This is a genomic window from Martinezella paranaensis (assembly GCF_014200235.1).
Taxonomy (GTDB): domain Bacteria; phylum Pseudomonadota; class Alphaproteobacteria; order Rhizobiales; family Rhizobiaceae; genus Rhizobium; species Rhizobium paranaense.
Genome location: NZ_JACHBI010000026.1, coordinates 14,868 through 33,066, shown reverse-complemented (window position 1 = coordinate 33,066; position 18,199 = coordinate 14,868). Strand labels below are relative to the sequence as shown.

The following is an 18,199-nucleotide window of genomic DNA, read 5'->3' as shown; positions in this document are numbered from 1 at the left end:
GCCGGAGCGGCGCTTGAAACCAACGAAACTGCAAACCAATGAGGGGGTCAGTTCTTCAATTCGGCAGAGGGGTCAATTCCTCGATTCGCTTGACAGAAATCGCGCGGGTGGTTGCCCGTACACGGGCGCGACCGGGAATTTCGGTTCGGTTAGCCGCCAATTTTGACTGCTACGCGCGCCCTAGATCTCGCTATTTCTCCGGCGGAGGTAGTTGCCACCTTCGCTACCGCCATGATCCAACCAACCGGTGGTCGCTTTGGCCGATAGGTGCCCTGACGGAGGGAATGGCGAAACCCTCGCGATTTTCATGCTCCGATCGGCGTTGGCCGAGGCCTGAGCGTGACGCTATGACGTGCCCGCCCTAACGGGATCGAACCAACCGCCCCACGATCGCAGCAATCAGCAAACAGCCACTCTACTGAAAATTCCTGCTCTTGATCTTCAGCGTGTCGATATGAAGATCCGGCACGAATAGATCCCTCGCCCGAACCCCTGAAGGCGCCTTTTCGCGCGAATCCGGACTTCCCGGAGAGCCATGGGCAAACTCATCGCCGCGGCCGGTCGGCAGATGGAACGCACCGTCGCGCCCGGCAAGCCCTGACAAATCCGCCGATAGATCGAAGAGCTGCTGGGCGACCAGGTGAACCACCTCGCCTTCCCGCTGGATCCTGCCGTTGATCGCCATCATGCTGGCGCCGAGCACTACGCGGCGGGAGCGCTCGAACAGTTTCGGCCAGACGACGACATTGGCTATGCCGGTCTCGTCCTCGATGGTGATGAACATGACGCCCTTCGCCGATCCCGGCCGCTGGCGCACCAGCACCAGGCCGGCCGCCATCAGCCACTGGCCGTCGCGTGCCGTCATCGCTTCGGTACAGGTGACGATCCGGCGTTTGGTAAGATCGGCCCGCATAAATCGCAAAGGGTGCTCGCGCAGTGTCAGCCCGACGTGGCTGTAATCTTCGACGACATTGTGCCCGTCGGTCATCTGCCTGAGCTCGACTCCCGGCTCCTGCTGCTCGGCAATCGCCCGCGCCTCGCGTTCGGCTGCGGCCGTAAACAATGGCAGCGGCTCGTCGCGTAGCGCCTTGATCGCCCAGAGCGCATCGCGTCGTTCGAGCCGCAATGACGGCAGGAACGCGTCCGCTTGCGCCAGCTCGACGAGTGAGGCAACCGGGACCCCAGACCGCCGCCACATATCGTCCACCGATGCGAAGGGCTCGTCGGCGTGTGCAGCGACGATGCGCGCTGCGTCGGCAGTCGCCAACCCGTGTACCAAACGCATGCCAAGCCGCACCGCATGCCGGCTTGTGCCGTCCACCTCCTCGAGCGTGCAGTCCCAACGCGAGCGGTTGATGCAGACCGGACGGACCTCGACGCCGTGCTTTCTCGCGTCGGAAACGATCTGTGCCGGCGCATAAAAGCCCATCGGCTGCGAGTTCAACAGTGCTGCGCAGAAGACATCCGGAAAATGGCATTTCACGTAGTTTGAGGCATAGGCGATCAGCGCGAAGGAAGCGGCATGGCTTTCGGGAAAGCCATAGGAGCCAAAACCTTCGAGCTGCGAAAACGTCTTTTCAGCGAATTCCGGCGAATAGCCGTGTTTGATCATCCCGGAGACGAGCTTGTCCTTGAAGCGGGAAACTCCACCCGTGAACTTGAAGGTCGCCATTGATTTCCGGAGCTGGTCGGCTTCGCCGCCGGTAAACCCCGCACAGACCATCGCCACCTTCATGGCCGACTCCTGAAACAGTGGCACGCCCAGCGTCTTGTGGAGGACCGCTTCCAGTTCCGGCGTCGGATATTCGACCTTCTCCTTGCCTTCGCGCCGGCGCAAATAGGGATGGGCCATATCGCCCTGGATCGGTCCGGGACGGACGATCGCCACCTGAATAACGAGGTCGTAGAAGGTTTCCGGTTTCATCCGCGGCAGCATCGACATCTGGGCACGGGATTCGATCTGAAACGTTCCCAAAGTGTCGGCCCTGCGGATCATCGCATAGGTCGCGGGATCCTCCTGCGGGATGGTGGCGAGGTCGAGCGCTTGGTGTTTATGCTGGCCGATGAGGGCAAAGGCCTTGGCCATGCAGGTCAGCATGCCGAGCGCCAGCACGTCGACCTTCATCATCTTGAGCGCCTCGACGTCGTCCTTGTCCCATTCGATCACCTGGCGATCGGCCATCGCCGCCGGTTCGATCGGCACGAGATGATCCAGCCTGTCATGCGTCAGGACGAAGCCGCCGGGATGTTGGCCAAGATGCCGCGGTGCTCCCATCAACTGCTGGGCAAGCCGCAAGGTCAAGGCGAGACGACGATCCTCCGGATTGAGGCCGAGGGCGCGCACTTGGCTCTCGCCGACCGTTTCCGACCAAGACCAGATGCCGGAGGAAAGCGCCTTGATCAGATCCTCGGGCAGGCCGAACGCCTTGCCGACGTCGCGAATGGCGCCCTTGGCGCGATAGCGGGTCACCGTCGAGCACAGCGCTGCCTTGTAATGGCCGTAGGTCTTGTAGATCCATTGGATCACCTCCTCCCGCCTTTCGTGTTCGAAATCGACATCGATGTCGGGCGGCTCGTCGCGCTCCTGGGAAACGAAGCGTTCAAAGAGCAGGTCGTTGGTATCGGGGTCGATCGAGGTGATGCCGAGCACATAGCAGACGGCAGAATTGGCAGCCGATCCCCTGCCCTGGCAGAGAATGTCCTGCGATCGGGCAAACCGGACGATCGAGAAGACCGTCAAAAAATAGGGGGCGTATTTCATCGTCTCAATCAGCGTCAGTTCATGACGGATCGTCTTCTCGACATGCGCCGGCAGCCCTTCAGGATATCGCGTTCTGACGCCTTCCCAGGTGTAGTGCTCCAGCGACTGTTGGGCGGTCATGCCAGGGATCAACACTTCCTCGGGATACTGGTAGACGAGCTCTTCCAGATTGAATCTGCAGCGCTCGACGATTTCCATCGTCCGCGCCAGCGCTTCCGGGTAGCGGGGAAACAGACGCGCTATCTCTTCGGGCGGCTTCAAAAACCGATCCGCATGTCGCTCACGCTCGAAGCCGACAGCGTCGATGGTGGTGCCGGTGCGGATGCAGGTGACGACATCGTGCAGCTGCCGCCGGCCGGGCTCATGGAACAGCACATCGTTGGTGATCACGGTCTTCACCCGGTGCTTGACCGCCAGGTTCGACAGCTCATGCAGCCGCAGTTGATCATTGGGTCGACGGCGCAGGCAGAGCGAGACATAGGCGCGGTCGCCAAAGATTTCCGCCATCTTCCGGAGCTGCACCGCGCAGACCTCGTCGGCCAAGTCCGGCACCAGGATGCCGATCAGTCCCTTGCAATAGTGCGCCACATCATCAAGATGCAGGATGCACTTTGCCTTTCCGCCCCTGCCCTTGCCCAAGGTCAGCAGCCGGGTCAGCCGCGAATAGGCGGCGCGGTCGGTGGGGTAGACGAGGATCGACATGCCGTCAGCCAAATCGAGCCGACAACCGACGACCAGCCGCAGGCCGGTGGCGCGCGAGGCTTCCAGCGCCCGGACGATGCCGGCCAGGCTGTTGCGGTCGACGACGCCGAGCGCCTCGATGCCCATCAGCTTGGCGGTCGCAAACAGTTCTTCCGCCGAGCTTGCGCCGCGGAGGAACGAGAAATGCGTGGTGACCTGCAGTTCGGCGTAGCGCATCAGGCAAACACCCCATGCAGGAACCATTTGCGTGATCCGGTTTCCGCGTCGACCCCATCACCGGATCGGAAAATCCAGAAGCGCTCGCCAGCATCATCCTCGACGACGAAGTAGTCGCGCACGGCGACCCATTCGGAGCTGCGTTGCCACCACTCGCCGAAGATGCGCTCTGGGCCGTCGGCGCACTTCACCCGGCGCCGCTTGCCGCGCCAGGTAAAGGAGACCGGTGGATGATCGGGTAAGAGCGCAATCACCTCGATCGCTTCCGGATGCGCCTGCAGCCGAGACGGCCGCGGCCAATGGAGCGGCCAGGTGGCGCCGACCTCGTCGGCCGTCGGCGCAATCCGCTGGACGCTGCGCTCGGGGACGTCGCTCGCGACCGGCGCGACACGGAAAATCCGCTGGCCGCCGCGATTGCCAAGCACGTCGATCAGCGGCGTCACATCGGTCACCTGCTCTTCGATCAATGAGGAAGCCGACTGTATGTCAGCAAGCGGTTCGGCGATGATGGCGGCGAGGCTCAGCTTTTCGATGCCGAAGCCGGGCTCGATCTTTTCGATACGATCGCGGAAGAGTTTTGTCAGCCAGGCGATGTCGCGGACGGGCTTGGCCGTTCCGGCTCGGAGTGACTGAAGGCTGTTGTCGACGCGGTGGATGATGAGGTCGGCGCGCCGCACGCCAAGTCCGCGCTTTTCGAGCTCCAGACAGAGCTGCCGCACCAGGCGGCTCACATATTTCTCGATAGTCTCCGGTGCGCCGATCGGTTCGGCAAAGGATTTTTGCACCTCGACGAGATCGGCCGGCCGGATCGGATCGATCGGCTCGGCGAGCCGGCCGAACATCTGGTCGAGACGCCGACCAATTTCCGCCCCGAAACGCAGCGTCAACGGCGCCCGCGGTGTGCCGGCAAGATCACCGACGGTGGTAAAGCCGAGGGTGCGGAGACTTCCGACGATCTCGGCCGGCAGTCGCAGCGACGACAACGGCAAGCGGTCCATAGCCTTGGCAGTCCCGCCGCGCGGAATGACGACCGTCTCGCGATCGGTGGAGCGGGCGAGCGCATGTGCGGCGCCCCAGCTGTCGGCGATCGCCGCTCGCGCTGCAAGACCGCGACCGCGGAAACGGTTGACGAGACCGGAGAGCATCAGGTCCTCGCCGCCCTGCAGGTGATCGGCGCCTTCGGTATCCATGACGATACCATCAGGAGGATCCATGGCGACCACCGGAGAATACTGAGACAAGGCCCACAATGTCAGCCGTTCGAGTGTCGCAAGGTCGGCCGCCGGATTGGCGTCGATCATCGTCAAACCCTGCACCAGCGCCTGCGCCTTGGCGGCCGGCATGCCGACACGCAGGCCAAGTTTGAGCGCTGACCGGTCGGCCGCCGCAACCCATCGCTTGGAGCCGCTCCTGGCGATGACCACCAGGGGCGTATCAGGGGAGAGCGAAGGATCGGCGCGCCTGATCCGGTCGGTCGGCAGTGTCGGAAGAAAGACAGATACGACCCTGGCCATCACATGCTCCGATAATAAATTCTCCTCCCTCGCCTGCCCTCACCCGCATCAGCTCTGCCAGCCAGCGCGCGCGGCCGACGCCCGGAACGGGCAGCGGCTCGGACGGCAGCACCGAGATCCGCCAGCGGGTTGCCGCGGCCGTCGGCATGCCGAAATCGGAGGCTTCCGTCTGGCGCCGCCAGCGGCGGATCACCAGGCCCAATGAACCGGATTTTTCCGCCGCGAGCTGCAGCCGGCGCGACGCCGTCATCGGCAGGCGCACCAGTTCGGCGACCACAGCGCCAAGGCCGCCATAGCGCAAGGCCTCTTCGAAACTTGCGAGCACCGTCTCTTCTTTGTCGCACTCGACGAAGATGACGCGATCAGGATGAAGTCCTGCCTGAGCAAGTGCCGGAAAGAACAGATCGAAGCGCGTCAGGCACCAGACGACCTTGCCGGTGGTGCGCGCCGCGATGCCGCCGATGAAGAGTGCAGCGGCCGCCCCGTCGATCGCGCCGTTGCCGCCGCCGGCGACTTCATGCAGCGCGCCATAGGCGAGCCCACCTCCCGGCAGCTGCGCATCGATCTCACTAACGCCGAACGGCAGGACGTTGCGATGGCGCAGGCCGGTCCCTTCCAGGCTGGCGATTTTCTCGCGCAACTCGTCGAGAACGGCATTCGAAGTGGCGACTGATGTAGTCATGATCTCCTTCACGGCACCCGTTTTGACTTGAGAAGAGGCGATATGTTCTTTATTTGTTCTCAAAGCAAAAACGAGTCAATGTGCGCCCGACGCGCTGAAGTTGAGCGCGGATGCGGGCCTGGTGGATTCCATGAACGGATTCAATCCGATGGCCGAGTTAGGAATTTTTTCGCATGGCCCGACCGGACCTGTTGAGTGATCTGAGACTGAAGGATTATCGTGAGCCGGTTGTCGAATTCATCTGTCGGCGATGTGACCGCCATGGCGCGATCGAGCGCAAGCTGTTGGTGAAAGCGTTCGGTGCCGGTGTGAGCTTCGCGATCCTTCGCCGTCGGATGGCTATGGGCTGCGAGCGCATGCAAACGCCGGAAGGTGACAAATGCGGCGCGCACTTCCCATGTCTGGGCGACATAGATGCTCCTGATGGAAGCCAGTCATGACAAACGATGAAGGTCACGAGCGGCCGCGCAAGATCGTCCATGTCGACATGGACGCCTTTTACGCGTCGGTCGAGCAGCGCGATAATCCGGACTTGCGCGGCAAACCGATCGCCGTCGGCGGATCGGCCGCCCGCGGCGTGGTGGCGGCGGCGAGCTACGAGGCGCGCGCCTATGGTGTCCACTCGGCGATGCCGTCGGTGACCGCGAAGAGAAAATGCCCCGATCTGATTTTCGTGCCGCCGCGCTTCGATGTCTACAAGGCGGTGTCGCAGCAGATCCGCGAGATCTTCGCCGAATACACGCCGCTGATCGAGCCGCTGTCACTCGACGAGGCCTATCTCGATGTCACGCATAATCTCAAGGGCATGGAGATCGCCACCGAGATCGCGCTGGAGATCCGAGCCAAAATCAAGCAGATCACCGGCCTCAATGCCTCGGCCGGGATTTCCTACAACAAGTTCCTCGCCAAGATGGCGAGCGACCTCAACAAGCCCAACGGCCAGGCCGTGATTACACCGAAGAACGGGCCGGCCTTCGTCGAAGCCCTCCCCGTCAAGAAATTCCACGGCGTCGGCCCCGCGACCGCCGAAAAGATGCACCGGCTTGGGATCGACAGCGGCGCCGATCTCAAGCAGCAGACACTCGAGTTCCTGGTCGAACATTTCGGGAAGTCGGGGCCATATTTTTACGGCATTGCTCGCGGCATCGACGAGCGCCAGGTCAAACCGAACCGGGTGCGCAAATCCGTCGGCGCCGAAGATACCTTCTCACAAGACCTCCATGCTTACGACCCGGCCCGTGAAGGGCTTCAGCCGTTGATCGAAAAGGTGTGGAGTTATTGCGAGGCCAATGGGATCGGCGCCAAGACGGTGACCCTCAAGGTCAAATATGCCGACTTCAACCAGATCACCCGCAGTAAGACGGTTCCCGCACCTCTGCCGGCCATCGCCGACCTGGAAGAGATCGTCAGCCTTCTGCTGGCGCCGATCTTTCCGCCGCGAAAGGGCATTCGCCTGCTCGGTGTCTCGCTGTCGTCGCTGGAGCGGCGGAGCTCCGGAACGGAGCCGCAGCTGCGGTTGGCTCTTTAAACCGCCAGTATCGGCTGGGCAGGCGCGCCGGCGTGACGCTTGATCCGGAACGTCCCCGCCGGCAGTGGTTGCAGGATTTCCTCTTCGGGGAGAAATCCGTCGAGCCAGGCCATACGTTGGTCGCGTGTCAGCACCGCCATCTGCCGATCGTGGAACGGCGCGATATCGGCATTCGCCTCGATGGTCAGGATGGCATAGGCTTCCGGCCAATCATCAGCCGCCGGACGCCAGATCCCGGCGAAATAGAACCAGTCGCCGTTGGCGAACGAGAAGCTGAAGCTTTTGAGGCGAAAATCCGAGGCTGGGATCAGGCAGCGGTGGGTCGGAAAGGTCCGTCCTTCCGATCGGACGACGTTGACGGCGCGCGGGCCGCCGTCGCGGGGACGCAGCCCCCATGGCAGCTCCACCATCTCCACATCGCCGTCATGGCGTCTTATGATGACGCGGCGCTCGTTGAGCGGGGCGTCGGACTGGAAAACCTTCGCGCTCACCATAGATAGAACATATCAGGAACGACTTTTCGAAGCAACCAACCTGTAAGGGGGCACTCTCGTCGGCGTCATCACGGTCGATCACTTCGGCCAGATCGTCGCGTTCGCTCACGAGCGCGTCGTAGTCGGCCTGATCCTCGGCTGAAAGTTCGACCTCTTCGGGGTAGATGCGCGGAATATTGAAAATCCAGTCCGGGCGGGCGAATGCAGTCTCAACCCATTTCCAGCCCTGCTCACGAAAGGGCGCGGCAACGTCGTCCAGTTGCTGCGAAGCGAGCCTGTCGAGCAGTGCGACATCAAGCACGTAGCCGCCGCCCTGCTCATCGAAGAGATCGCGGCGCACGGCACCGCCTGCCTGTTCATAGGCGTCCAGCCCACCGATCAGCCTTACGCGCCGGTCAGTGCTGGCAACCTCGCCGGTCACGAGATTGGACTTGATCCGGTTGGCGTGACGGTCCCAGCCCGGCATATTGTCCCAGACCTGTTCCTGTCGCTCATGGTCATCGCAAACCGTGAAGGCGGAAAGCTGGTCGAAGGTCATTGCCCCTTCGCGGTGAAGCTCAAGCAGCTTGGGCGATACCTTCGCCAGCGCCAGACGGCGGCGCACGATGATTTCGGTGACGCTGAAATGGGCGGCAATGTCGGCTATGGACTTCCCCCCGTCCGCCATGACCGAGAAAGCCTCGAACTGGTCGACCGGGTGCATGTCCTCGCGAAAGGCGTTTTCCGACAGGCTGGTTTCGGTGGCCTTCGCGCCATCGCGCACCTTGCATTCGACCGGATGGTTCTTTGCGATCTTGCCCTGCTCCACCAAAAGCAGCAGCGCCTTTCTCCGACGTTCGCCTGCGGTCACGAAATAGCGGCCGCGCTTTTCGCCAGCGCGCACGACAAGGTTTTGCAGAACCCCTTCCGCGTCGATATTGGCGGCGAGATCGGCAATCTTTGCCGGATCGTATGTCTTGCGGACGTTTCTGGGGTCGGCGTCCAGCTTGTTCAATTCAATGATGACATTGGTCGTCATGGCTTCAATCTCCTGATTTTCCCGTTTGGTCGGGTCTTCAAAACCCGCTGTGGGCGAAGCCTTCTTCCTTTGGTCCGAAGGACGTGCCCGCACGTCCTCGGGACGAAGGGAGGGGGCGTAAGCCCGCTCCCGGTAGGGCGCGGAGCCGGTCATGGGTCGGACGGGGGAAAAATCGGAAGGTTCGGCGCGGAGCGTTGAAAGCCTATTTTTTCGACGGCCGACAGCGCCCTCGGGCGCGCTTGCCCATTGGCCTGATCTGCGCCCTATCGTATGAGCGGCAATGTCACGGTGCAGAAGCGCATCCGCCTCGCGGCGGATGCTCCTTGTGGAAGCGGGCGCACCAGCGCCCCCTCCATCTCGTCCAGGCCTGCCTTGGCGAGCGGCGCAATGTGATCGTGACCCGCATGGGCCGAAACCCGCTTCGGGGTTCGGTGGAACAGTGCCTGGTCAGAGCGAAGTGGAGACAAGGTGCGGCGCAATAGAGCACGCTCCCATAGGGATGCGCTCAAGAAGCAATCGAACTGCTGGTCACTCGTTTCCGGGCGGAGCACGAACTCTCCAGTCTGCATTGTCCGGCAAATCGGTATAAGCCGTCCCCGGAACAAGAATCAGGAGACGACATGGAAACCGTGGAGATCAGCAACCGTAGTGACTTCGCCCTATGGGCAATCGAGCGGGCACGGGAAATCGTAACGTCCGAGGGCGCTGCTTTTGCCATGGCCGCCCGCGATATGAACGAGGAGGCGTTGGCGAACACTGCGGCCGCGCTCGGCAAGGCCATCAGCGATGCGATGTTGGAAGTGTTTGACGGCCTGATAGACGAGTAGCGCTGGGTGGGCGATAGGCGGGCTACTGACCAATATTTCGATATAAATTTTGGTCAGTGAGGTCCCGGTCCTCCGCTCTTCTCCTTTTGTTGCAAACTGTCAGAAACTCGCTTATATTTCTGACAGGAGAAATGCCATGCAAAAGCTGACGTCACAAATCATGGGCCATGCTGAACGACTGCCGGAAGGATCCGCGCTTTCGGCAAAGAGCTTTTTGCATCTCGGAAATCGTGCCGCCCTGGACCAGGCCCTGTCGCGACTGGCCGAGCGCGGCGAACTCGTCCGGGCCGGCCGCGGCATCTATATGCGGCCCGTCAAAAGCCGTTTTGGCAGCCGGCCGCCGACGGTCGAACAGGCGGTGGAGGCCGTGGCGCAGCAACGCGGCGAGGTTATCGTCTCAAACGGCGCCGCCGCTGCGAATGCCCTGGGCCTGACCACCCAGGTCCCGGTCCGCTCCGTCTACCTGACATCCGGCAGGAGCCGGACGATGAACCTCGGACAGCAGACGGTCGAGCTCAGGCATGTGCCTCGCTGGCAACTGACCTTGGCCGATCGGCCCGCCGGCGTGGCGGTCCGTGCGCTCGCTTGGCTTGGGCCAGAAAAGGCCGATGAAGCACTATCGCGGATCAAGCGAAAGCTGCCGCCAGACGCGTTCGGCGAGCTGGTGGCTGCGGCTCCGCAGTTCCCGACCTGGCTTGCAAGAAGCGTGGGAAAGGCTGCGCATGGCTGATCAGTTCCTGACCTTGTCAAAGGATGACCGGCGCGAAGCCTTGGCCGTGGCAGCCGACCGCACCGGACGGCCCATTCATCTGCTCGAAAAGGATATCTGGGTCGTCTGGACGCTGCAGACGCTCTTTTCCTCCAGGCTTGGCGAGCATCTCGTCTTCAAGGGCGGCACCTCGCTTTCGAAAGCCTATGGGGTCATCAAACGGTTCTCCGAGGATGTCGACCTGACCTACGATATCCGCGCCCTGGCGCCGGACTTGGTCGGCGACAATGACGAAGCACTGCCGAAAACCCGCAGCGAGGAGAAACGGTGGACCAGTGAGGTGCGAAAGCGGCTTCCGGTCTGGGTGGCGGACTCGGTGGAGCCGGTGATCGCCGGCGCGTTGCGCGATCAATCTCTTCCGGCGGCAATCCGCCTGGAGGACGATACGCTCTACCTCGACTATGAAGCGGTGAGCAGCGGATCCGGCTATGTCGCCCCGAGCGTCATGCTCGAATTCGGAGCACGATCGACCGGCGAACCCGCCAGTATCCGCGATGTGTGCTGCGACGCCTCGGGGCAGGTCGATGGTGTCGAATTTCCAAAAGCAAGCCCCCGCGTCATGCACGCCGAGCGGACATTCTGGGAGAAAGCGACCGCGATCCATGTCTTCTGCCTGCAGGAGCGCCTCCGCGGCGATCGGTTTGCCCGCCATTGGCATGATGTCGTTCGGCTGGATGACGCCGGTTTTGCGGACAAAGCATTCGCCGATCGGCAGCTTGCCAATGCCGTGGCGAAACACAAATCCATGTTCTTTGCGGAAAAGGCGGCCGATCGCTCGCCGATCGACTACGCCGCTGCCGTCAACGGCAATCTTGTTCTGACACCGTCCGGAGAAGGTCTGCGCGCGCTCGGCGAAGATTATGCGCGCATGGTCGACGACGGTTTGCTGCTCGGCGATTCCGAGCCGTTCGAGCACCTGATCGAGCGATGTGCGGAAATTGAGGTGCGCGCCAACTGAGCGGGCACCTCGGGACTGGAGAATAGAGGCGAATAGCTTCACCGGCATTCAGTGCTTGTGATCGCGCCTGTCACCCTTGCCGGGATTGGCCTCGCGTCATGGCGAGGATCGGCCGAGAGACATCGACGCCCTTGCGAGGGCAATGACTCCACCGTCATCATGAACAAACAACTACCGGCGAATCTTTTTGCCGTAGAATTCGATGACAAACGCCTTCATCTCTTCAAAGCTGGCCATATCAAAGCAGTGGTTTAAAGGCGTGGTTCTGAGCGGCAGTTTCGGATGGTGCAGCTTGATGAAGCCGACCCCGCCATCGCCGTATTCTCTTTTTGCCCAATCTTCCAGATATTTCCGAGAGCGATCCGCGTGAAGCGTCGAACGACTCGCCAGGGCCTTCAATGCATAGTCAAGGCTGGAATCAGACTCGGAGGCCAATTGCTGCGCCGTTCGGTTCCCCGATCCGTCAACGACCATTTCGAGCCAAATCGGCCCGATCACGTCGCCCAGCTGCGCGATCGCTTTTTCTTTCAACGTCTCGACGCGCTCAGGGCCTCGCGCCTTCTCTTCCCTCCAAAGACGGTCCAATGTGGATTCCAAGGGAAGTTTTACCGCGTCGTCAATCGCTGGCTTTTCAGAAGCCAGTGCCTTTTCCAGTTTTTCTAGCCGCTGCAGGAGTCGGGTGATATTGCCCCCCTTAATGATGTCGATTGGTGTGTCTCGCCCTAACAAACGCGTATGCCACCAAGCCTCGATACCTTCCTCGAACTTCCGCCTCTCCTCGCCATGGAGATGCCTGGCGATCCGGTCCAATATCGACTGCACCCCAGCGCACCGTTTGTCGACCGCTGCGTGTCTGTCTGTTCTCGGCCCCGTGTGAAGAGCGGCGCCCGGCCTATACTCGGGGACGTCGATGAGACGACACCATCCGCCCCGAAGTGCCACGGCGGCGTCCATCCCCTCCAGCCATGTCAAATATGAGAAAACGCAGGATTCCGCCTTTCGGGTAGGTAGTCCCGCAGCCCTCGCATCGTCCGCATCAACAACGAGACCTGCCAGCGCCCTGTCGAGGTATTGGTTTTGCCGCAAGCGGTCCATGATCTGCTGCAGGGATACAGGATGTCTGCCTAGACAGTCCAGGAGGATAAAGGCGCGCCAGTCTTCCGGCGAGATGGTGAAATACCCCCCAAATGTCTTGTTAGGGTCATTTAAATAGGATGCAATGGCCGCCTTTCGACTCTTGATCGCGGGACCGACCGGACGCTTTGCGCGCATTTCAGCCTCATCATAGAGACGAGCATATTCTGCGGCACTAGGCCCCAAAACCTGTTGGCCCCGTTCAGGAATGCCTGAGCATGCCAGCATCCGCTGCTTTTCTGACTCGAAGGCGGCATTGAAAATCCACTGGCGCGGGGCGAGATGGCGGACATAGTCTTCAGCCACACTGTCCAGGGGCTTTTGATCGAGCAACCTATCCAGCTTGATTTCGAATGTCTCAAGCTTCTGCCGGCGAATTATCGCGGCTTTGACGGCACCAATCTCATGGGTGACCGCAATTTCTATGAGGCAAGGGCGACCCGATCGCGAAAAATGAACGTCGGGCTGCAAGCCTTCCATGAGCAACTCTGTCCTCGCATCAACGACGGCTATTTCCTCGCTGCGGATAGCGATACTGCCATCGATGGCTGCCTCTGGAAGAGTGACCGCACCGCGACGCAGGAAAATGTCACGCGCGAATTGATGCAAGGCTGTCATCTGACCGCCGCCGCCGCAGTCGAGATCTATACCGCCCTCTCGGTCGCCGTTATGGGCGAAGTGATGGGCGTTTTTTCCCTTCTTCGCAACGAGGGTTCGTCCGCAATCCGGGCAAGTACACGCGCATAGGGAGCCGCGCTCAGCCTGGGAAATATGAATGAGACCTCGGGTCGGATGTGAGCCAAACGCAAGCTGCACCATCGGTCGCTATTCCATGTTGTCGCCGCGAAGGAGCAATAAATTGTCAAAATCGGCGTTCCAGCCATTGCTCGAAAAATTCAATAGAATCTAAGTCCTTCAAAAACATTGCACGCAATTGAAAAGGATTTGAACGGACGACCCTGCAGATCTTATCGCACTAAGGCATTGAGAAATTGATGACGACTGTTGCCGAATGTCGAGATGCCTTATGAGATGTCGCAAGCGAGGAAGTCCACCGGCAATCGGCGGCTGCCGCTGGTGCACGAGCCTTACGGTTTCCCTGAGCCGAGGAAGCTCAGCATGCCCCGCTTATGCGAAACATCGATTTGACGCCGTCGATCTCGTAATCAATCAAGACATTACTTGTAGGGCTTCCGGGGCCTCGTGGGGTATCCTTCAACATATTCCTCAAGCAGCCCAAAATGATCCAGGATCCTGAAGGGATTGTTTGAGGCGGCTGTCGTTTTGCATTTAATCGTGAGACTCTGCCTGCACCCATTTCAAGGAGATAAGCAGGGTATAATATTTGAGATTTAGCAGTTAATTTGAGATTCCAGGTCGTGTTTTGGCACCTAGATTGATATTTGCACGAGAACAGGATCTGCCCATCCCAGCGGGCGACGTTTAGAAAACATAGTATCCTCAATAACTTAAACAGGATTAGTCAGTGCGGAACCTGGGCGGTCCGTCTCAAATTAACTGCCAAGAGCTGCTTTAACGGGCCCATTCTCACGATTAGCTGCCAAACGACATATGTCTAAATCAGCGTTTGATCATCGAAGACAGCGCGAATGCCGTTAGCGTGTCACGCACGCCAGGTAGCGCCGCCACTTCCTGCCATATTTCGCGGATGCGATCCGCCGCGCTCGCCTCCACCCGGACGACGAGGTCGAATTCCCCGCTCATGACGTCACACGAGACGACTTCCGGCACGCGCTTGAGCGCCTGGATAACGTCGCCGCCGCGCATTCGGTCGTGGCGATAAACGAACATCATCGCTGCGATGGTCGAGGCACGTGGCTTTCCCTCACCCACGACAATCGTGTAGCCCTGAATCAGGCCGTCGCGTTCCAACCGCTCAATGCGCTGACGCACCGCGTTACGTGAAAGGCTGATTTTCTCCGCCAGTTCCGCATGTGGTATACGGGCATTGCGGGTTAATTCCGCGAGAATGCGCTCGTCGGACCGGTCGAGAATGCGCTTCATGCGCCCAGCTCCCTGACAAGGACCATGGCCGAAGCAAATGCCCGACGTGCCGAAGCTTCGAGATCGGCAATCCTGTCTCCCTGCGCAAGGGAGGTCGCGGTCGCCGCCATGACGAAGGCCGGCAGAGCGCGGCGTTCGTCCCCGCTGAGGGAGCGCACTTCTTCATATCCGGCGAGCAATGCGCCTGCGAGCCCACCATCAAGCGTTCCGTCCGCCCGGGCGGTCCAGTGCAGCAGAACCTGCGCCAGCTCCGCGATCAGAAGGTCGTCATGGCGCAGGCGGAAATTGATGACGCCGCTGACCTCCTCGCCAAGAAAGAAGACATTGTCGCGATTGAGCGCACCATGCACTGCCCCCTTGGGCAGACCGCGCCGGCTGTCGGCCGCGGAAGCCGCCAGCGTTCGGTGAATACGCGCCGTGCAATTTCCGAGGGCGCGGCATTTTCCTGACGTGACCTCGCTCGGCCGGGAACCGGGCACAAAGCCGACGACTGCCACCAATTTGCCGGATACCGTCATCGTCGCAGCGCCAGCGTCGGTGCGGAAGGTCGTGGGACAGGGAACACCCGCTGCGGCGAGCGTCTCCATCGTGCGGAAGGCACGCTCGAGATCGAACTGATCGGCAGCACCTTCGAACACCGTGATGATAAACTCGCCGCGGTCAGCACGAAAAAGGAAAGTGGTTTCGGTATCGCCATCGGCAATGCCGATTACCGAGGTCAATTGGCCAAGGCGATAGGTCGTCGCGATCCGCGCGCAATCGATTTCCGAGAGGTCGGTGAAAACTGCCATCGCGCTCTTCCCTTCAGCCTTGTACTGTGTCGAGTATCTTGACCGTGCTCGTGCCGAAGACCGCATCGATCTGTTCAGGGGTCAGGGCGCCATCGCGCTCAACCGCCTCGCGCAACCCGATCCCCTCAACAAGAGCGTGATGGGCAAGGGTAGCCGCCCTTGCATAGCCGACCAAGGGATTGAGTGCGGCAGCGAGAACAAGAGAGCCGTTGTGCAGCGCCCGGCAGCGTTCCGCATCGGCCTCGATGCCAACGATGCACCGTGTGCGAAGCGCGTCCATGCCTCTCGCCAGCAGTTGCATGGACTGCAGCAGGTTGAGGACAATCACCGGTTCCATGGCATTCAACTGGAGCTGGCCGGCGCCGGCTGCGAGCGTCACCGTCAGATCGTTGCCAATCACTTGAAAGCCGATCTGGTTCATCATTTCCGGGATCACAGGATTGACCTTGCCCGGCATGATGGACGAGCCCGCCTGCATCGCCGGGAGACGGATTTCGCCGAAGCCGGCGCGCGGGCCGCTCGACAGCAGGCGGAGGTCGTTGCAGATCTTCGAGAGTTTCACGGACAACCGCTTGAGCACGCCCGAGACCGAGACGAAGGCACCCGTATCCGACGTCGCCTCAACCAGGTTGCGCGCAGGACGGACCGTGATGCCCGAAATATCGGATAGGTGCGCGCAGGCGGCCGCGGAAAAACCCGCCGGTACATTCAAGCCGGTGCCGATCGCCGTGCCGCCGAGATTGACCTCGCGCATCAGGCTGGCTGCGCCGAGGAATTGGGCAACATCCTCCTCCAGCGTTTCGGCAAAAGCCTCGAACTCCTGACCGAGAGACATCGGCACAGCGTCCTGCAGCTGTGTCCTGCCGACCTTGACGATGTCTGCGAAAGCATCGCCCTTGCATCGAAAGGCGGCGACGAGCGCGCGGAGCGCAGCAAGCAGTGTTTCTGCCTCCCGCAGCACGGTCAGCCGGATTGCAGTCGGGTAGACGTCATTAGTCGACTGCGAGAGGTTTACATGGTCGTTGGGATTGACCCTGTCGTAATTGCCGGCCGGCCCGCCAAGTTCCTGGAGCGAAAGGTTGGCGATCACCTCGTTGACGTTCATGTTGCTCGAGGTGCCCGCTCCGCCCTGCATCATGTCGACAGGAAAATGCGGCACGAGGATCTCGCCGGCGATCAGCTTGTCACAGGCCCGGCCGATTGCCTGCGCAATTGCGGGCTCGATCAACCCGAGCTCCAGATTGGTCGCGGCCGCAGCTTTCTTCACCATCGCCAGGGACTGGACGAATGTGGGAAAGTCCTGGAGTCTGATGCCCGAGACGTCGAAATTCTCCGCGGCCCGCAGCGTGTGGATGCCGATCAATGCATCGACCGGTAATTGCCGCTGCCCCAGAAGATCGGTCTCGACGCGCATTTTTACCATGGCTTCCTCCACTGCGCCGCCATTCAACTCGAAAACGCCTGGTCGAGGTCGGCGATCAGATCGCCCGGCGCCTCCAGCCCCACCGAAAGCCGGAACACGCCATCGCCCGCAAAACGTCTGTAGTCATCGAGCTGGTCGCCGGCGAGCTGGTAGGTCGTGGTCATCATCTCCTCGGTGTCGAGCAGCACGACGATCGAGCGCTGGTGGCCGAGCGAGAAGGCGTAATGGGCGACCTTGAGGCGCTCGGCGAGTTGCGAGGCCATCCGGGCGGGTTCCTTTACTCGGAAGGTCACGATGCCGCCGAAGACCGCCATCTGCCGCTTCGCCAGATCGTGCTGGGGATGGGAGGCAAGGCCGGGATAGGTCACGGCCGTGACCGCGGGATGGCGTTGCAGGAAGGTCGCGACTTGCATCGCCGTTTCCGAGATCGTCCGCAGGCGGGGAAAGAGCGTGTCGATGCCGCGCATGATCAGCCAGGCGTTCATCGCCGGCATCGACGCCCCGAGATAGACGCCGGCGCGCGAGCGGATCTTCTCCACGAGATCCTTGCGCCCGCAGACAACGCCGCCGAGCGCGTCGCCATGGCCGTTGATGAACTTGGTCAGCGAATGGATGACGAGGTCGGCGCCGAGCGAGAGCGGTTGGGTGGCAACAGGCGTGGCAAGCGTGGAATCGACCGACATCAGCGCGCCGTGCCTGTGCGCAAGCTCGGCAATGTCGGCAAGATCGGTGAGGCGCAGGATCGGATTGCACGGGCTTTCGCAATGAACGAGCCGGGTATTGGGCCGGAAGGCGGCCGCCACGTCCTCCGGCCGCGACATGTTCACCGGCGTCACCTCGATGCCGTAATCCGGCAGGATGCGTCGCGCCAGTTCGTTGGCACCGGCATAGCAGACGTCGCTCAGCAGCAGGTGATCGCCCTTTTTCAGAAAGGTGAGGAATGTCGCAGCGATCGCGGCGACGCCGGTCGCTGTCGCCAGCGCGTCGTCGGCGTCTTCGAGGGCTGCGAGCCGCTGTTCAAGCTGGCGCACGGTCGGATTGGTCCAACGCGCATAGAGAAAGGGCAGCGCCGTAAGGTCATCTACGCCATCGGCCGAAAAGGCGCCGTCCCCCGGTATCAGCACATTGTTGACGGACATGGAGATGTTCGGCGCGATCGCCTTTGTGGCAGGATCGACGAGGAGACCGCCGCTCAGCGCGAGGGTGTCACGGCTGAGAACCGGGCCGGCCGCGGGTGTCCTCTTGCTGAGGTCGGAGTCTTGGACTGGACGATGTGAAAGGTTGGCTGCGGTCATAGGGTCCTCTGCGATTGATTCACGAGAAATCTAACGGCATGGCGCCGTTTTCTGCCGCACAA

At 61.3% G+C, this 18,199-nt stretch carries 16 protein-coding genes; 5 read left to right on the top strand and 11 right to left on the bottom strand.

Annotated features, from left to right (window positions below; all coding sequences use genetic code 11):
• Window positions 1-415 precede the first annotated feature (415 nt).
• From GGD50_RS31435 to GGD50_RS31425, 3 genes are read right to left on the bottom strand one after another with little or no spacing between them, the layout of a single operon-like run.
• Window positions 416-3,679, bottom strand: a complete 3,264-nt coding sequence (locus GGD50_RS31435) for an error-prone DNA polymerase (protein ID WP_183941117.1) — start codon at window positions 3,677-3,679, stop codon at window positions 416-418.
• Entirely contained in the window at window positions 3,679-5,193 is a 1,515-nt protein-coding gene (locus GGD50_RS31430; RefSeq protein WP_183941111.1) for a Y-family DNA polymerase, read from the bottom strand. Before GGD50_RS31430 ends, GGD50_RS31435 begins: the two co-directional genes overlap by 1 nt.
• Window positions 5,114-5,875 (bottom strand): ImuA family protein, encoded by a 762-nt coding sequence (locus GGD50_RS31425; protein WP_183941109.1) that lies wholly within the window; start codon window positions 5,873-5,875, stop codon window positions 5,114-5,116. The genes GGD50_RS31430 and GGD50_RS31425 overlap by 80 nt, the downstream gene beginning before the upstream one ends.
• Before the next feature lie 173 nt (window positions 5,876-6,048).
• On the opposite strand from GGD50_RS31425, the gene GGD50_RS31420 reads away from it, so the two are divergent.
• Together GGD50_RS31420 and dinB are read left to right on the top strand one after the other, a co-directional pair.
• Window positions 6,049-6,315, top strand: coding sequence for a hypothetical protein (locus GGD50_RS31420; protein ID WP_183941107.1), 267 nt, complete (start codon window positions 6,049-6,051; stop codon window positions 6,313-6,315).
• Complete coding sequence (gene dinB / locus GGD50_RS31415; RefSeq protein WP_183941106.1) at window positions 6,312-7,403, top strand: DNA polymerase IV; 1,092 nt, start codon at window positions 6,312-6,314, stop codon at window positions 7,401-7,403. Before GGD50_RS31420 ends, dinB begins: the two co-directional genes overlap by 4 nt.
• Here the strand turns inward: dinB and GGD50_RS31410 are convergent.
• From GGD50_RS31410 to GGD50_RS31400, 3 genes are all read right to left on the bottom strand, one after another.
• Window positions 7,400-7,897, bottom strand: coding sequence for an SOS response-associated peptidase family protein (locus tag GGD50_RS31410; RefSeq protein WP_183941104.1), 498 nt, complete (start codon window positions 7,895-7,897; stop codon window positions 7,400-7,402). The two genes, dinB and GGD50_RS31410, sit on opposite strands and share 4 nt — an antisense overlap.
• Window positions 7,827-8,915: a ParB/RepB/Spo0J family partition protein gene (locus tag GGD50_RS31405; protein WP_183941102.1), complete on the bottom strand. Its 1,089-nt coding sequence runs from the start codon at window positions 8,913-8,915 to the stop codon at window positions 7,827-7,829. The genes GGD50_RS31410 and GGD50_RS31405 overlap by 71 nt, the downstream gene beginning before the upstream one ends.
• Before the next feature lie 263 nt (window positions 8,916-9,178).
• Window positions 9,179-9,466: a hypothetical protein gene (locus tag GGD50_RS31400; RefSeq protein ID WP_183941100.1), complete on the bottom strand. Its 288-nt coding sequence runs from the start codon at window positions 9,464-9,466 to the stop codon at window positions 9,179-9,181.
• Between the two features lie 69 nt (window positions 9,467-9,535).
• Here GGD50_RS31400 and GGD50_RS31395 point away from each other — a divergent pair, with 69 nt between their 5' ends.
• From GGD50_RS31395 to GGD50_RS31385, 3 genes are all read left to right on the top strand, one after another.
• Window positions 9,536-9,742: a hypothetical protein gene (locus GGD50_RS31395; protein WP_183941098.1), complete on the top strand. Its 207-nt coding sequence runs from the start codon at window positions 9,536-9,538 to the stop codon at window positions 9,740-9,742.
• A gap of 136 nt (window positions 9,743-9,878) precedes the next feature.
• Window positions 9,879-10,472, top strand: coding sequence for a DUF6088 family protein (locus tag GGD50_RS31390; protein ID WP_183941096.1), 594 nt, complete (start codon window positions 9,879-9,881; stop codon window positions 10,470-10,472).
• A complete protein-coding gene (locus GGD50_RS31385; protein WP_183941094.1) occupies window positions 10,465-11,469 on the top strand; it encodes a nucleotidyl transferase AbiEii/AbiGii toxin family protein in 1,005 nt (334 codons plus the stop codon). Before GGD50_RS31390 ends, GGD50_RS31385 begins: the two co-directional genes overlap by 8 nt.
• A gap of 171 nt (window positions 11,470-11,640) precedes the next feature.
• On the opposite strand, the gene GGD50_RS31380 is transcribed toward GGD50_RS31385, so the two are convergent.
• The 5 genes from GGD50_RS31380 to GGD50_RS31360 form a co-directional block, all read right to left on the bottom strand.
• Window positions 11,641-13,422, bottom strand: coding sequence for a competence protein CoiA family protein (locus tag GGD50_RS31380; protein ID WP_183941092.1), 1,782 nt, complete (start codon window positions 13,420-13,422; stop codon window positions 11,641-11,643).
• Between the two features lie 762 nt (window positions 13,423-14,184).
• Window positions 14,185-14,628: an Lrp/AsnC family transcriptional regulator gene (locus tag GGD50_RS31375; RefSeq protein WP_183941090.1), complete on the bottom strand. Its 444-nt coding sequence runs from the start codon at window positions 14,626-14,628 to the stop codon at window positions 14,185-14,187.
• A complete protein-coding gene (locus GGD50_RS31370) occupies window positions 14,625-15,419 on the bottom strand; it encodes a phosphotransferase (protein ID WP_183941088.1) in 795 nt (264 codons plus the stop codon). The genes GGD50_RS31375 and GGD50_RS31370 overlap by 4 nt, the downstream gene beginning before the upstream one ends.
• A 13-nt stretch (window positions 15,420-15,432) precedes the next feature.
• A complete protein-coding gene (locus GGD50_RS31365) occupies window positions 15,433-16,842 on the bottom strand; it encodes an aspartate ammonia-lyase (RefSeq protein ID WP_183941085.1) in 1,410 nt (469 codons plus the stop codon).
• A 23-nt stretch (window positions 16,843-16,865) separates the two neighbouring features.
• Window positions 16,866-18,137 carry a trans-sulfuration enzyme family protein gene (locus GGD50_RS31360; RefSeq protein WP_183941083.1) on the bottom strand — a complete coding sequence of 424 codons (1,272 nt, stop codon included), beginning with the start codon at window positions 18,135-18,137 and terminating at the stop codon, window positions 16,866-16,868.
• Window positions 18,138-18,199 lie beyond the last annotated feature (62 nt).